Raw genomic sequence first — 14,950 nt, 5'->3', positions numbered from 1 at the left:
ATCGATTCGTTGCGCGTTTGTCCGGCGGGGCGGCGATTCGTTGCGCGGGGGGCGTGCGGTTCCCCGGCCCTGCGGTGCGGACCGGGCCGCGGGGGCCCGTCGTGCGGGCCCGCCGGGCGCCGTGTCGCCCCAGGTCATCGAGGGTACCGGCGGTCGCCGGCGCCGGCGGTGCGCCCGTCCGCCGCTCCCGTGGGGCATAAAGCCGCCCGCGATGGTTGCTGACCATGGTGACCGTCGTACCGAGCAGTCTGTTGGCGGTGCGCGGGGGCCGTCGAGACGCTGTGCGGGCCCGGGCGCGCCGCCCGCTGGAGAGGAGCACACCGCACCATGTCGCCCGAAACCGAGACCGCCGCGCCCGCCCACGTCCTGGACAACCCGGTCTGGGCCGCGCTGAACGGCCCGAGCGGCAGTGCGTTCGCCGAGACCGCGCCGGGCGGGCTGGCCGCCCGCTACACCGCCGACACCTCGCCGTTCGGCGCACCGGCCGACCCGCGGGACCCGCGCGCCTGGGCCGACCTGGCGGAGCTGGTGGGGCCGGACGGGCCGGTGTGGGTCACCGGGCTGCTGACCCCGCCGCCCGGGTGGACGACGGAGCTCTCGATCGAGGGGGTGCAGATGGACGGTTCGGCGGTACGGGCCGAGGCCGCGCCGGAGGCGGTGCGGCTGGGCCCGGCGGACGTGCCGGAGATGATCGGGCTGGTGGAGCTGACGAAGCCGGGGCCGTTCTTCGACCGCACCGTCGAGCTGGGCACCTACCTGGGCATACGGCAGGAGGGGCGGCTCGTCGCGATGGCGGGCGAGCGGATGCGGCCGCCGGGCTGGTCGGAGATCAGCGCGGTGTGCACGCACCCGGACCACCGGGGGCGGGGGCTCGCCGCGCGGCTGATCCGGGCGGTGGCGGCGGAGGTCACGGCCCGCGGCGAGCGGCCGTTCCTGCACGCCGCGGGGGACAACACGGGGGCGATCGCCCTGTACGAGTCCATGGGCTTCACCCTGCGCCGCCGCACGTCCTTCATCGGCCTGCGCGCCCCCGTGGCGGCGCCGCAGGGCTGACCGGCACCGGACAGCGGTACCGGCACCGGCACCGGCCCGGAAGGAGCGGAATCTCGCCATCCGGGGTGCCGTGGGGCGGTCGGCAGGTTTGGCGGGGCGTCGAGCGGTCACACGCGGAATCGTCGACGACAGGAGGTACACCGCCATGAACGACGTCTCACGGCTTCCGGGGGCCGCACACCACCACTGGCAGTGGCAGCTGCGGGCGGCCTGCCGGGATCTGGGCCCCGGCCGCTTCTACCACCCGGCGGGCGAGCGGGGTCCGGAGCGGGAGGAGCGCGACGAGGCGGCGAAGCGGGTGTGCGCGGTCTGCCCGGTGCGGGCCGCGTGCCTGGAACACGCCCTGCGCACGCGTGAGCCCTTCGGCGTGTGGGGCGGGCTGACGGAGGAGGAGCGCCGGATGCTGCTGGCCCGCCGCGAGGCCGTCGGGGCCGGCCGCGCGCCCGCCGCCGGCCACGGCGGCCGCTGGTGAACCCCGCCCCCGGCCCCGCCGCCGCATCGCCGAGGGCCGGCCGCGCGGCGGTCGGCCCTCGGCGATGCGGCGCGGGTACGCGGAAGGCCCCCGGCACGGGATGCCGGGGGCCTTCCTTCGTACGGTCGTGCGTCTGCCGCCGCGGTCCGCTCGCCCGCTCCGGTCCGCCCTACGCGGGGGCGCCGGAGGTGAAGCGGCGCAGGAGCGGGGAGAGGACGAGCACCGACTTGGTGCGCTCCACGAAGGGCTCGCCCGCGATGCGCTCCAGGACCCGCTCGAAGTGCCGCATGTCGGAGGCGAAGACCTGGACGAGGGCGTCCGCGTCGCCGGTCACGGTCGACGCGGACACCACCTCCGGGTACCGCTCCAGTCCTCGCCGGATGTCGTCCGGGGAGGTGTTGTGGCGGCAGTAGATCTCGATGAACCCCTCGGTCTCCCAGCCCATGGCGGCGGGGTCGACGCGGACGGTGAAGCCGGTGATGGCCCCCTCGCTCCGCAGCCGGTCCACGCGCCGTTTCACGGCCGGGGCCGACAGTCCGACCTCGGAGCCGATGTCCGCGTAGGAGCGGCGGGCATCCTCGGCGAGGGCGTGCACGATGCGTTCGTCGAGATCGTTCAGTCGCACTGCGGGTGGATCACATTTCTGCCGTGGCCAGTCGGGAGCGGCGGACGCCGTACACGAAGTAGACCACGAGGCCGACGACCATCCAGATACCGAACGCGATCCAGGTCGGCATCGGCAGGCTGTACATCATCCACGCGCAGGCGATGAAGCCCAGGATCGGGGTGAGGGGGAAGAGGGCCATCTTGAAGGTGCGCGGCATGTCCGGCTTGGTGTAGCGCAGGATCACCACGGCGACGTTGACCAGGGCGAAGGCGAAGAGGGTGCCGATGCTGGTGGCGTTGGCCAGCTCGCCCAGCGGGATGAAGGCCGCGAGGGCGCCGCAGAAGAGGGAGACGATGAGCACGTTGACGCGGGGGGCGCCGGTCTTCTCGTCGACCTTGGCGAAGACCTTGGGGACGAGGCCGTCGCGGGACATCGCGAAGAGGATGCGGGTCTGGCCGTAGAGGACGGCGAAGACGACGGAGGCGATGGCGACGACGGCGCCCGCGGCGAGGACGACGCCCCAGAAGGAGTGGCCGGTGACGTCGGTCATGATCTGGGCGAGCGCGGCCTCGGTGCCCTCGAAGTCCTGCCAGGGCATGGCGCCGACGGCGACGAAGGCGACGAGGCAGTACAGGACGGTGACGATGCCCAGCGAGAGCATGATCGCGCGCGGCAGGTCCTTCTTCGGGTTCTTGGCTTCCTCACCGGCGGTGGAGGCCGCGTCGAAGCCGATGTAGGCGAAGAAGAGGGTGGAGGCGGCGGTGCTGATGCCGGCGATGCCGAGCGGGGCCAGCGGGGTGTAGTTGCCGCCCTTGATGCCGAGGATGCCGATGCCGATGAAGAGCAGCAGCGTGACGATCTTGACGACGACCATGATCGTGTTGATGCGGGCGCTCTCCTTGGCGCCGCGCATCAGGAACACCATGGCGAGCAGGACCACGACCAGTGACGGCAGGTTGATGAAGCCGCCCTCGCCCATCGGGGCGGAGAGGTTCTCGGGGATCGTGAAGCCGAACATCCCGTCGAGGATCTCGTTGAGGTACTGGCCCCAGCCGACGGCGACGGCCGCGACGGAGACGGCGTACTCCAGGACCAGGCACCAGCCGCAGATCCAGGCGATGAGCTCGCCCATCGTGGCGTACGCGTACGAGTACGAGGAGCCGGAGACGGGCACCGAGCCGGCCAGCTCCGCGTAGGAGAGGGCCGAGAAGAGCGCGGTGAGGCCTGCGATGATGAAGGAGATCGTCACGGCGGGGCCGGCCACGGGGGCCGCCGTGCCGAGGACCACGAAGATGCCGGTGCCGAGGGTGGCGCCGACGCTGATCATCGTCAGCTGCCACATGGTGAGCGAACGGCGCAGGACGCCGCCCTCACCCTGGCCGCCCTCGGAGACGAGCTGCTCTACGGGCTTGCGACGGAGCAGCGGGTTCACAGGCCCCCGCGACTCCTTCGGGAGCGGCGGCGCCTGGTCGTGGTCGAGCACGAGGGGACTCCTTTGACACTGCGGATGGGGGTTGAGGCATCGGCCGCAGCGATCCGGAGCAGGACACAGACATGCGTCTGGGCAGGGGCGGACCGCCGAGCAGGCGGACCGCGCCACTCCACGTACAGCGAGTGAGCCTACGAGCTGAGAGATACCGCCCGTAATGCACCATCCTTGCACATTGGCGCACGATCGTTGCACGGATCCGTTCTGGATGGCCCTTTGTTGCACGCGGATGATCGATCGGTGCGTGAATCGCCCAAACCGCCCTTCTTGACAGCCCGTCAGGAATACCGCAGCGTGCGGCCATGGACGCCGACAGCACGGCCACCGCCTGGCTCGATCCGCAACCGTTCCTGCGCGGGGTCGCCTGGCTCGACCGGGGCCGCCCGGTCCGCGCCGACCCGGCCGACACCCTGCGCCTGCCCTGGGACACCGGCGAGCGGGCCACGCTGCCGATCGGGGTGCGGCTGGAGTTCACCGCCGCCGACGGGGCCCACGCCGTGGACATCCGCTACCGGGCCACCGTCCCCGGGCCCACCGACGCGCTGCGCGACCTCGCCCACGGCTTCGCCCTGTGGGACCGCCACGGGGTGGTCCGCGAGGTCTGGACCGACCCCGCCCCCCAGGCCGTCGTACGCATCGGCCTGCCCGGCGGGCCCGGCCCCTTCACCGTCCACCCGCCCGAGGCTCAGTCGCCGCGGATCCTGGGCCTTCGCGGGGTCGGCGGCGCCGTGGCCCCGGCCCCGGCCGCACCGCGCTGGGTGGTGCACGGCGACTCGATTACCGAGGGCTGGTGGTCGACCCGCCCCGCCCTCGGCTGGCCGGCCGTCGCCGGCCGGACCCTCGGCTGGGACACCGTCAACCTCGGGTACGCGGGCGCCGCGCGCGGCGAGCTCGCCACCGCCGAACAGCTCGCCGCGCTCCCCGCCGACGTCCTCACCCTCGCCTTCGGCACCAACTGCTGGTCCCGCGTCCCCCATTCGGTGCCACTGCTGTACGAGACCACCCGCGTCTTCCTCGACCTGGTCCGCCAGGGGCACCCGCACACCCCGCTGCTGCTGGTCTCCCCGGTGCTGCGGCCCGACGCCGAGCGCACCCCGAACCGGCTGGGCGCCACCCTGGGCGCCCTGCGCGACGCGATGGAGCGGGCCGCCCGGGACCGGGTCGCCGCCGGGGACGGCCGGCTGGTGCTGCTGCCCGGCCGTGACCTGCTCGGACCCGAGCACCTGGCGGACGGGCTGCACCCCAACGACGCCGGACACCGGGTCCTGGGCCTTGCTGTGGTCACGGCTCTGCGCCGGGCCGGGTTCGACGGAAGCTGAGTGAAACACCCCACACAACCCGCCTTGAACGGATCCGGCTCCCCACCCCGTGTCCTGAGCACAGTTGCCGACGCACCGCACACACCGGGCGCCGGACACGGGAACACCACACGTGGGAGAGAACGAGATGGGCATCAAGCGCGGAACCACCCTGGCCACCGTTGCCGTCGTCGTCGCACTGACCGCCACGGCCTGCGGCCAGGGCGACACCAAGGCCGGCGCGGTCAAGCCGGCGGGGGCCGCCGCGCAGGCGGGATCCGAGTACGGCTCCGACTACGGCGCGGGTGGCGACGCGGGCGCGGGCGCAAACCCGGGCACCAAGGCCGGCGGACAGCTGGCGATCGCGCAGAACGAGCAGCTCGGCCAGGTCCTCACCGACAGCGCCGGCTTCACCCTCTACCGCTTCGACAAGGACACGCCCAAGCCGCCGAAGTCCAACTGCGACGGCGACTGCGCCAAGGCCTGGCCCGCGGTCACGGCCGGCGACGTCACCGCCGCCTCGGGCATGGACGCGTCCGTCCTCGGCGAGGTGGCCCGCAGCGACGGCAGCAAGCAGCTGACGGTCGGCGGCTGGCCGGTGTACCGCTACGCCAAGGACGCCAAGGCCGGGGACGTGAACGGCCAGGGCGTGGGCGGCACCTGGTTCGCCCTCGCCCCCGACGGCAAGAAGGCCGCGAAGGGCGCGGCCGGCCAGGGCGCCGGCGAGGGCTCCGGTGCGGGCGCGGGTGCGGGCGCGGGTGCGGGCGCGGGCGCGGGTGCGGGCGCGGGCGCGGGCGAGGGTTCCGGCGCGGGCGAGGGCTCCGGCGCGGCCCCGGCCACGGGCAAGCTGTCCGTGGCCAAGAACCCCAAGCTCGGCGACATCATCGTCGACGGCAACGGCATGACGGTCTACCGCTTCAAGAAGGACACCGCCTGGCCGATGGCCTCCAACTGCACCGGCGACTGCCTGGCCAAGTGGCCGGTCGTACCCCCGGTGGACAAGGCCAACGCCAAGGGCATCATCGAGAAGGGCTTCTCGGTGCTCGACCGCCCCGACGGCAAGAAGCAGCAGAGCATCGACTGCTGGCCCATCTACACCTTCACCGGTGACAAGAAGCCCGGTGACACCAACGGCCAGGGCGTGGGCGGCACCTGGTACGCCGTCTCCCCCGACGGCAAGCTCATCACCATTTCCTGACCGCCTCCTCTCCCCCCACCCTTCGAGCCGCGCGGCCCCCCGCTCCCCCTCCCCCGGCGGGCGGGCCGCGCATCGTTCCGCCGCGGCGCGCCGCTGCCTACACTCTCGTCGCATGCTGCGCGTACTGGCCGTCGACGACGAGAAGCCCCTCCTTGAGGAACTCCTGTACCTGCTGCGCGCCGACGACCGCGTCGTCAGCGCCGAAGGCGCCTGCGACGCCACCGGGGCCCTGCGCCGGATCACCCGCGCGCTGGAGAGCGGGCCCGACGGGGCTGACGCCATCGACGTCGTCTTCCTCGACATCCACATGGCCGGGCTGACCGGCCTCGACATCGCCCGGCTGCTGGCCGGCTTCGCGCAGCCGCCGCTGATCGTGTTCGTCACCGCGCACGAGGGCTTCGCCGTACAGGCCTTCGACCTGAAGGCCGTGGACTACGTCCTCAAGCCCGTCCGGCCGGAGCGGCTGGCCGAGGCCGTCCGGCGGGCCTGCGACCACCTCGGCCGCAGCGCCGCACGGCAGCCGCCCGCCCCGGCCGGGACGGCCGCCGTTCCGCCCGCCGTCCCGGCGCAGCACCGCCGCACCGAGGCGACCGCCCCCGGCACCGGGGCCGCCGCCGCTGCCGCCGCCGACCGGGCCCAGGACCTGATCGCCGTCGAGCTCGGCGGGGTCACCCGGTTCGTCGCGATCGCCGACATCGCCTACGTCGAGGCCCAGGGCGACTACGCCCGGCTGCACACCGACGCGGGCAGCCACCTCGTCCGCATCCCGCTGTCCACCCTGGAGGAGCGCTGGGCGGCCCGCGGTTTCGTCCGCATCCACCGTCGGCACCTGGTGGCGCTGCGCCGGATCGACGAGCTCCGGCTGGACGCCGGCACCACCAGCGTCCGGGTCGGCGCCGCCGAGCTCCAGGTCAGCCGCCGGCACGCGCGCCAGCTGCGGGACCTGCTGATGCGCCAGGCGACCGGCTGACCCGCCGGCCGGGGGCGGGGCCGGGCGGCCGGGTGGCGCACCGACCGTCCGGCGCACCGACCGTCCGGCGCGCGGGCCGGCCGTTCGTCGCGTCGCACGGGACGTACGGCGCCCCACCCGTGCCGCCGGTCGCACGGCCGCCGGCGCGCCGCGCCCGCGCCCCCTGCCGCCCCTATCGTGGAACCGCAGGTCATCAGGGAAGGGGGTGCCGATGGCCGAGATCCAGGCACTGCTCGACGCAGTGGCCGGACTGCCCCGGACCCGGCCTGCGGGTCCCGCCGAGGCCGAGGTGCTCCTCGCCCGGCTGCGCAGCACCGCCGCCCGCTGGGCCGACGTCCTGTACGCGGCGAACGAGGGAGCCGGCCTCCAGCTGCCGCCCCGGGCGGAGGCCGCGCTGCGGCTCGCGTTCCGGCGCGCCGAGGACTCGTACGTGGAGCTGGAGATCGCGCTGCGGGACTGCGCGGAGCACCGCGACCCGGCCCCCTGACCTCCCGCCTGGCCGAGGGCAGGCCCCCGGAACGCGCCGGATCACGCCTGTTGCGGCCCGGTTGCGCTGCGTAGACTCCGGTCACCCCTGCCGTCCCCCTCCCCCGGCCGAAGGACCCCCGGTGAACCAGACGTACGCGCTGACCGCGGTCACCGTCGTCGTCCTGGTGACGGTCCTGGTCGGCGCGCTGGGCCTGCGGATATCCCGGACCACCTCCGACTTCTACGTCGCCTCGCGCACGGTGGGCCCCCGCCTCAACGCGGCGGCGATCAGCGGGGAGTACCTCTCCGCGGCCTCCTTCCTGGGGGTGGCGGGGCTGGTGATGCTCCAGGGGCCCGACATGCTCTGGTACCCGCTCGGCTACACCGCCGGGTACCTGGTGCTCCTGGCCCTCGTGGCGGCCCCGCTGCGCCGCTCGGGGGCGTACACGCTGCCCGACTTCGCCGAGGCCCGCCTCCAGTCGCCGGCGGTGCGCCGGATCGCGGTGCTGTTCGTGGTCGGGGTCGGCTGGCTCTACCTGCTGCCGCAGCTGCAGGGCGCCGGGCTGACCCTGGAGATCCTGACCGGGGCCCCGCACTGGGCGGGCGGGGTGGTCGTCGCCTGCGTCGTGACCGCGGCCGTGGCCGCCGGCGGCATGCGGAGCATCACCTTCGTGCAGGCCTTCCAGTACTGGCTCAAGCTCACCGCGCTGCTGGTGCCCGCCTTCTTCCTGCTGGCCGCCTGGGCCGGGGACGGCGCGCCCCGGGCCTCCTTCGACGCCCCGGCGGTCTTCCGCGAGCGCACCGCGGTCACCCTCGCCGAGGACGTCCGCCTCACCCTGGACGCGCCGCTGACGGTGACGGTCACCGGGCAGGTCGACGGGCGGACGCACACGGCCGCCCCGCTGACGCTCCAGGCCGGGGAGCACCTCGTACGGGCCCGGGCGCGGCTGGAGTTCACGCCCGGCACCCCCGTGCCGGAGTCCCGGCCGGCGGCCGGGGCGGGGGCCTCGCGCTGGTCGGAGCCGCTGGCCGGGGACCGGCCGGCGTTCGGCCTGTACGCGACGTACGGGCTGATCCTCGCCACCTTCCTCGGCACGATGGGCCTGCCGCACGTCGCGGTGCGGTTCTACACGAGCCCCAACGGCCCGGCCGCGCGCCGCACCACGCTGGCGGTACTCGCCCTGCTCGGCTTCTTCTACCTGCTGCCGCCGGTGTACGGGGCCCTCGGCCGGACCTACGTGCCCGAGCTGGCCCTGACCGGGGACGCGGACGCGGCCGTGCTGGTGCTGCCGGGGCGGATGCTGGGCGGGCTGCTCGGCGAGCTGCTGGGGGCGCTGCTGGCCGGGGGCGCGTTCGCGGCGTTCCTGTCGACGGCGTCGGGGCTGACCATGGCGGTGGCCGGGGTGCTGCACCAGGACGTGCTGGCGCGGCGGGGGGTGCGGGCCTTCCGCATCGCGGTGCTGGTGGCGGTGCTGGTGCCGCTGGCGGGGAGCGTGGCGCTGGCCGACGTGCCGGTGGCGGACGCGGTGGGGCTGGCCTTCGCGGTGTCGGCCTCGTCGTTCTGCCCGCTGCTGGTGCTGGGGATCTGGTGGCGGGGGCTGACCCCGCCGGGGGCCGTGGCCGGGATGCTCACCGGCGGCGGGGCGGCGCTGGGCGCGGTGCTGGCGACCCGGGCGGGGCTGGCCCCCGAGGGCTGGGCGCACGCGCTGCTGGCCTGGCCGGCGGCCTGGTCGGTGCCGCTGGGCTTCCTGACCATGGTGCTGGTGTCGCTGGCGACCCGGTCGCGGGTCCCGGCGGGGACGGCGGCGACCCTGGCCCGGCTGCACCTGCCCGAGACCGTGGCCGGAGCCCTCCCCGGCACGTTCCCGGGGCCCTTCCCCGGTGACGGCCGCCAGGGCAGTGGCCGCCCGGGCGGCGGTCGCTCCGGGGGTGCGCCGTGACCGCGGCCCTGCTGGCCGCCTCGGCGGTGTCGGGGGCCCTGCTGCTGGGCCTGGGCTGGGCGGGCGGGCGGTGGCACGCCCGGCGCGCCGAGCGGGCGGCCGGGCCGGACCTGGGCACTCCGGTGGAGCGGGCCACGTTCCACACCCTGTACACGGCGTCGCTGGCCGCTCCCCCGCTGCGTGCCGGGCTGACCGAGGACGCCGCCCGCAAGGCGGCCCGGCGGCTGCGCTCCCTGCTGGGGACGGAGGCGCTGTGCCTGACCGACCGGGAGTCGGTGCTGGCCTGGGACGGGCCGGGCGCCGACCACCACCAGCGGCGGGCGATGGCGCGGGTCGCGGTCATGCTGGAATCGGGGCGCAGTCAGAGCGTGCGGACCGGCTGCCAGCGGCCGGACTGCCCGCTGAAGTGGGCGGTGGTGGCCCCGCTGACCGGGGAGGACGGGGTGCTGGGGGCGCTGGTGGCGTACGGCTCGCGGGAGTCGGCGGTGCTGGTGCGGGCGGCGACCGAGGTGGCGCGGTGGGTCTCGGTGCAGCTGGAGCTGGCCGAGCTGGACCGCTCGCGGACGCGGCTGATGGAGGCGGAGATCAAGGCGCTGCGGGCGCAGATCTCCCCGCACTTCATCTTCAACTCCCTTGCCGCGATCGCCTCGTTCGTCCGGACCGACCCGGAGCGGGCCCGTGACCTGCTGCTGGAGTTCGCCGACTTCACCCGCTACTCCTTCCGGCGGCACGGGGAGTTCACGACGCTGGCCGAGGAGCTGCGGTCCATCGAGCAGTACCTGGCCCTGGCGGGGGCGCGGTTCGGGGACCGGCTGAAGGTGACGCTGCAGGTGGCTCCGGAGGTGCTGCCGGTGGCGCTGCCGTTCCTGTGCCTGCAGCCGCTGGTGGAGAACGCGGTCAAGCACGGGCTGGAGAACTCCGCCGGGGAGTGCCGGATCACGATCACCGCCGGGGACGCGGGCGCGGAGGCGGTGATCGGCATCGAGGACAACGGGGTCGGGATGGATCCGGCCCTGCTGCGGCGGATCCTCGCCGGGGAGCAGGCCGGGTCCTCGTCGGGGATCGGGCTGACGAACGTGGACGAGCGGATCCGGCAGGTGTACGGGGACGCGTACGGGCCGGTGATCGAGACGGGGATCGGGGCGGGCATGAAGGTCACCCTGCGGATCCCGAAGTACCGGGCGGGCGTGCACAGCTCCGCGCCCGGACAGCCGCGCCCCCGCCCCTGACCTGCGGGACGTCCCCGCGGTCCGCCGGAACGCCGGCGGCCCCGGGCCCGTTCCGCGAGGGGACGGGTCCGGGGCCGCCGGGACGGTCGGAGGGGGAGGTCAGCTCCAGCTGGCGTGGAGCGGCTTGCCCTCGGCGTAGCCGGCCGCGGACTGGACGCCCACGACGGCCTTCTCCGCGAACTCGGCCAGGGAGCCCGCGCCCGCGTAGGTGCAGGAGGAGCGGACACCGGCGATGATCGAGTCGATCAGGTCCTCGACGCCGGGGCGCTGCGGGTCCAGGAACATGCGGGAGGTGGAGATGCCCTCCTCGAACAGCGCCTTGCGGGCGCGGTCGTAGGCGGACTCCTCCGAGGTGCGGTTGCGGACGGCGCGGGCCGAGGCCATGCCGAAGGACTCCTTGTAGAGCCGGCCGTCGGCGGTCTGCTGGAGGTCGCCCGGGGACTCGTAGGTGCCCGCGAACCAGGAGCCGATCATCACGTTGGACGCGCCGGCGGCCAGGGCCATGGCCACGTCGCGCGGGTGGCGGACGCCGCCGTCGGCCCAGACGTGCTTGCCGTACTTCGCGGCCTCGGCGGCGCACTCCAGCACCGCGGAGAACTGGGGGCGGCCCACGCCGGTCATCATGCGGGTGGTGCACATGGCGCCGGGGCCCACGCCGACCTTGATGATGTCGGCGCCGGCGTCGATCAGGTCCTTGACGCCCTCGGCGGCGACGATGTTGCCGGCGACGATCGGGACCTGCGGGTCCAGCGCGCGGACGGCCTTGATCGCGGTGATCATCGACTCCTGGTGGCCGTGGGCCGTGTCGATGACGAGGGTGTCGACGCCCGCGTCGAGCAGCTGCTTGGCCTTGCCGACGTAGTCGCCGTTGATGCCGACGGCGGCGGCGATGCGCAGCTTGCCCGCGGCGTCGGTGGCCGGGGTGTACAGGGTCGCGCGCAGGGCGCCCTTGCGGGTCAGGATGCCGACGAGGCGGCCGTCCTTGTCGACGGCGGGGGCGAGCTTGCGGTGGCCGGCGTCGAGCTGGTTGAACGCGTCGCGGGGGTCGATGTCGGCGTCGATGAGCAGGAGCTCCTTCGACATGACCTCGGAGAGCTGGGTGAAGCGGTCCACGCCGGTCAGGTCGTGGTCGGTGACCACGCCGATCGGGCGGTTGTCGGCGTCGACGACGACACCGGCGCCGTGGGCCCGCTTGGGCAGCAGGGACAGGGCGTCGGCGACGGTCTGGGCGGGCGCCAGGATGATCGGGGTGTCGAGCACGTGGTGGCGGGTCTTGACCCAGGAGATGACGTCGGTGACGACCTCGATCGGGATGTCCTGCGGGATGACCACGAGGCCGCCGCGGCGGGCGACCGTCTCGGCCATCCGGCGGCCCGCGATGGCGGTCATGTTCGCCACGACGAGCGGAATGGTGGTGCCGGTGCCGTCGGGCGACGCGAGGTCGACGGCCTGGCGGGAACCGACCGCGGAACGGCTCGGCACCATGAACACATCGTCGTACGTCAGGTCGTACGGCGGCTTCAGGTCATTGAGGAAACGCACGTGCAGAACATCCCAGTCGAGTCGGAGGATCCCGTCATACCCATGAGGGGCAGCCGGGAAAACGCACGTACTTCATTCTCCCATGGACCGGCGCGCATGCGGCCCGGGCCGATCGTCCAGGACATGCCGGAGCCCCTCGTGGCTTCCTACGGGAGATGCCTCCCGAAAGGCCGCGAGAGGGCTCCGGGCCGCGGTGGACGGATCAGCGGATGTATGCGCGCCGGGCGCTCTGGCCGGGGATGAACGGCCGCGGCGGCAGCACCGGCGGCGGGCCGGTCCGGCCCGTCCGGGTGGCGGTGGCGGGTGCCGCGGCGCCGACTGCGGCGCGGGCGGGTGCGAGGGTGCCGCGGACGGGGCCGGGGTATCCGGCGGGCGTCCGGCCGCGGGCGCCGAGCAGCATCGACGCGTGGGCGACGCTCGCGAGCGTGGCGTGGTGGTGCCAGCCGCGGAAGGAGCGGCCCTCGAAATCGCGGATGCCCACGGGTTCGCAGGTCTCGGCGAAATCGAGGGACACCCGGTCGGTGAGTTTGGCCAGCAGGAAGAGCTGGGCCAGTGGCCGGTCGCCGATGTTGGTGATCCAGAACTCGGTGGGCAGCAGGGCCGCCTCCGTCCAGGCGCCCATGAGCAGCAGCGGGGTCGGCGGCAGCGGTACGGGCCGGTCCTCGCCGGGGGTCGCGAGGATGGCGGCCGAGGTCAGCAGGGTCACTGCCCCCTCGGCGCGGCCGTGCCGGGTCCACTCGACGACGCGGCGCTGGGAGCGCAGGGAGTCGATCAGTTCGCGGGCGGGCGCGGTGTACGGTCCGGGCCGCTGTCGCCCCGCCCCGCCGAAGGAGACGGGGAGCGAGCCGTCGACCTTGAAGACGAACGGGATGTCCTGGAGGGTGAAGGTCTCGACGCAGCTGGCGACGTCGCCGCCGGCGACCTCCATCACCACGGGCCGCCGCTGGAGCTGCCAGGTGGCGGCCATCCGCTGGACCGCGTGCACGGCGTCCTGCGCGGGGGTGAGCGAGCGCGCCGTGTCCGGGATCCCGGCCCGGCGGCGGCGCAGCAGTTCGCCGGTCCACGGAGCGGGCAGGGTGAGGGTCCATTCGACGGGGAAGCTGGACTCGCTGGAGGCGAGCCAGATCCCGCTGGCCTGCTGGCAGTTGGCGGTGCGGCCGAGCTGGGGGACGAACTGCCGGCCGACGCCGACGGAGCGGTCCCCCGCCTTCTCGATGACCATGGGCCGGACCACCCAGGCCAGCGGGCGCTGGGCGGTGCGTTCGAGGTACTGGGCGAGCGAGCGCCGTACGGGGGTCCAGTCCCACGGCGACTTGCTGATGAACTGCTGGAGGCTCTGCTCGACGGAACTCGCCCCTGTTCCGGCGATGTTGCGGATCGTTTTCTTGCCGCTGGTGCGCACGAGGCCGTTGAGATATACGCGGGCCCAGTTTCGCTGGTCCCGCCGGGGTAACGATTCGAAGAACAGAGAGATCAGGACGTCGATCAATTCGGAGATTTCCTTCGCGGATTCCTCCGGCAGCACTGTTCGAGCCATCTGGGCCTCCCCCGCGACCACTAGATCCAATACCCTACTTGACCGCCCCAAACGGCCGTAGGCCCCGGCGGCTACTTCCTGAGGTCGCTGGCAGATTCGAGCCGCTCTTCCTCTACCACGAGGGGAATCGGGATCTGGTTCGCCGCATAGTAGAGCGCAATGAGGAAGTGCGCGACGAGAGTGAGCGTGGCGGAGAAGAGGGACAGGAGGACGGTGAGCGGGTAGGCGATGGCGCCCAGGCCGAAGCGCAGCCGGGTCGCGCGGGCGCCCTCCTTGTCGACCTGTTCGTGGAACAGGTGGCCGACGCGGGTGACGTACCACCAGAAGGCGAGGAACGCGAGCGCGTAGGCGACGGTGACCGAACTGTAGAGAACGGCGGCGGCGTTGGCGGACCTGCCGCCGTGGACGAGGTGTTCCGCGAGGACGGTGGTGGTGTACGGAATCACCGATACCACCATCAGCACCAGGAGATTCAGGAACAGTAGCGGTCGGTCCACCCTCTTGAGGTGGGTGAAGATGGTGTGGTGGTTCACCCACATCACACCGATGATGAGGAAACTCACCACGTACGCCGCATAGTGCGGCCACTGTTCCCACACGCCGTGCCAGAAGTCCGAGCCCGTTGCCTCCGGGACCTTGAGCTCCAGGACGAGAATCGTGATGACGATGGCGAATACACCGTCACTGAATGCCTCGATACGGCCGGTTTCGCGTTCCATGACTCCCCTTGGTCATTTCCCTGCGCGCACGGGGAGGGCGCTGCCCCCGCCCTCCCCGCACACGCTACCCGGATATCGGCGGTCAGCTGCCGAATCCGGCGGTCTGGCGCCAGATCCGGCCATCGCGGACCACCAGTGTCCCGAATGCGTGCTCCGGTGCGCCGTTCAAATTCATGATCGCCCGGTAGAAGATCGTGTCCTCGGTCTCGATGTACTCCGTGAGCTCCACCAGGGCCGGCTTCAGCGTGAGGTAGCCGGTGAACGTCTCGCGCACGGCGTCGATGCCGACGGAGGCCCCTTCGAAGCGGACCAGCACGGCGTCGTCGGTGTAGTTCTTCATCACCGCGTCGATGTCCAGCGCGGCGAGCGCGTCCATCTGCCGGACGAAGACCGGGTGGAGCTCGGAGATGTCGTACGTGGCCATGGCG

At 73.5% G+C, this 14,950-nt stretch carries 14 protein-coding genes; 8 read left to right on the top strand and 6 right to left on the bottom strand.

What is annotated here, in order from left to right; all coding sequences use genetic code 11:
- Positions 1-327 precede the first annotated feature (327 nt).
- Positions 328-1,053, top strand: coding sequence for a GNAT family N-acetyltransferase (locus tag ACIQUT_RS14735; protein ID WP_403563025.1), 726 nt, complete (start codon positions 328-330; stop codon positions 1,051-1,053).
- A gap of 145 nt (positions 1,054-1,198) precedes the next feature.
- On the top strand, positions 1,199-1,525 hold the full coding sequence (locus tag ACIQUT_RS14730; RefSeq protein ID WP_403563023.1) for a WhiB family transcriptional regulator: 327 nt from the start codon (positions 1,199-1,201) through the stop codon (positions 1,523-1,525).
- 169 nt (positions 1,526-1,694) lie between these two features.
- Here ACIQUT_RS14730 and ACIQUT_RS14725 read toward each other — a convergent pair whose 3' ends face one another.
- Positions 1,695-2,150 (bottom strand): Lrp/AsnC family transcriptional regulator, encoded by a 456-nt coding sequence (locus ACIQUT_RS14725; protein WP_179177713.1) that lies wholly within the window; start codon positions 2,148-2,150, stop codon positions 1,695-1,697.
- A 10-nt stretch (positions 2,151-2,160) separates the two neighbouring features.
- Complete coding sequence (locus tag ACIQUT_RS14720; protein ID WP_403563021.1) at positions 2,161-3,615, bottom strand: amino acid permease; 1,455 nt, start codon at positions 3,613-3,615, stop codon at positions 2,161-2,163.
- A 308-nt stretch (positions 3,616-3,923) separates the two neighbouring features.
- On the opposite strand from ACIQUT_RS14720, the gene ACIQUT_RS14715 reads away from it, so the two are divergent.
- The 6 genes from ACIQUT_RS14715 (at position 3,924) to ACIQUT_RS14690 (ending at position 10,724) form a co-directional block, all read left to right on the top strand.
- Entirely contained in the window at positions 3,924-4,940 is a 1,017-nt protein-coding gene (locus ACIQUT_RS14715) for a GDSL-type esterase/lipase family protein (protein ID WP_403563020.1), read from the top strand.
- Positions 4,941-5,067: 127 nt separating this feature from the next.
- Positions 5,068-6,117, top strand: a complete 1,050-nt coding sequence (locus ACIQUT_RS14710; RefSeq protein WP_403563175.1) for a hypothetical protein — start codon at positions 5,068-5,070, stop codon at positions 6,115-6,117.
- 112 nt (positions 6,118-6,229) lie between these two features.
- Positions 6,230-7,087: a LytR/AlgR family response regulator transcription factor gene (locus ACIQUT_RS14705; protein WP_403563018.1), complete on the top strand. Its 858-nt coding sequence runs from the start codon at positions 6,230-6,232 to the stop codon at positions 7,085-7,087.
- A gap of 211 nt (positions 7,088-7,298) precedes the next feature.
- Positions 7,299-7,574 carry a hypothetical protein gene (locus ACIQUT_RS14700; protein WP_403563016.1) on the top strand — a complete coding sequence of 92 codons (276 nt, stop codon included), beginning with the start codon at positions 7,299-7,301 and terminating at the stop codon, positions 7,572-7,574.
- A gap of 121 nt (positions 7,575-7,695) precedes the next feature.
- Positions 7,696-9,495, top strand: a complete 1,800-nt coding sequence (locus ACIQUT_RS14695) for a cation acetate symporter (RefSeq protein ID WP_403563014.1) — start codon at positions 7,696-7,698, stop codon at positions 9,493-9,495.
- On the top strand, positions 9,492-10,724 hold the full coding sequence (locus ACIQUT_RS14690) for a histidine kinase (RefSeq protein WP_403563012.1): 1,233 nt from the start codon (positions 9,492-9,494) through the stop codon (positions 10,722-10,724). Before ACIQUT_RS14695 ends, ACIQUT_RS14690 begins: the two co-directional genes overlap by 4 nt.
- A gap of 99 nt (positions 10,725-10,823) precedes the next feature.
- Here ACIQUT_RS14690 and ACIQUT_RS14685 read toward each other — a convergent pair whose 3' ends face one another.
- The 4 genes from ACIQUT_RS14685 to ACIQUT_RS14670 all read right to left on the bottom strand — a co-directional run bounded on the left by ACIQUT_RS14685 (position 10,824) and on the right by ACIQUT_RS14670 (position 14,946).
- A complete protein-coding gene (locus ACIQUT_RS14685; RefSeq protein WP_403563173.1) occupies positions 10,824-12,272 on the bottom strand; it encodes a GuaB1 family IMP dehydrogenase-related protein in 1,449 nt (482 codons plus the stop codon).
- A gap of 196 nt (positions 12,273-12,468) precedes the next feature.
- On the bottom strand, positions 12,469-13,803 hold the full coding sequence (locus tag ACIQUT_RS14680; protein WP_403563011.1) for an IS701 family transposase: 1,335 nt from the start codon (positions 13,801-13,803) through the stop codon (positions 12,469-12,471).
- 71 nt (positions 13,804-13,874) lie between these two features.
- Complete coding sequence (locus ACIQUT_RS14675; protein ID WP_403563009.1) at positions 13,875-14,522, bottom strand: TMEM175 family protein; 648 nt, start codon at positions 14,520-14,522, stop codon at positions 13,875-13,877.
- An 82-nt stretch (positions 14,523-14,604) separates the two neighbouring features.
- Positions 14,605-14,946 carry a nuclear transport factor 2 family protein gene (locus tag ACIQUT_RS14670; RefSeq protein ID WP_403563007.1) on the bottom strand — a complete coding sequence of 114 codons (342 nt, stop codon included), beginning with the start codon at positions 14,944-14,946 and terminating at the stop codon, positions 14,605-14,607.
- Between the last annotated feature and the right edge of the window lie 4 nt (positions 14,947-14,950).

The sequence above is a fragment of the Streptomyces sp. NPDC090445 genome (genome assembly GCF_044769385.1).
Classification (GTDB): Bacteria; Actinomycetota; Actinomycetes; order Streptomycetales; family Streptomycetaceae; genus Streptomyces.
This window is presented reverse-complemented; position numbering and strand designations above follow the sequence as displayed.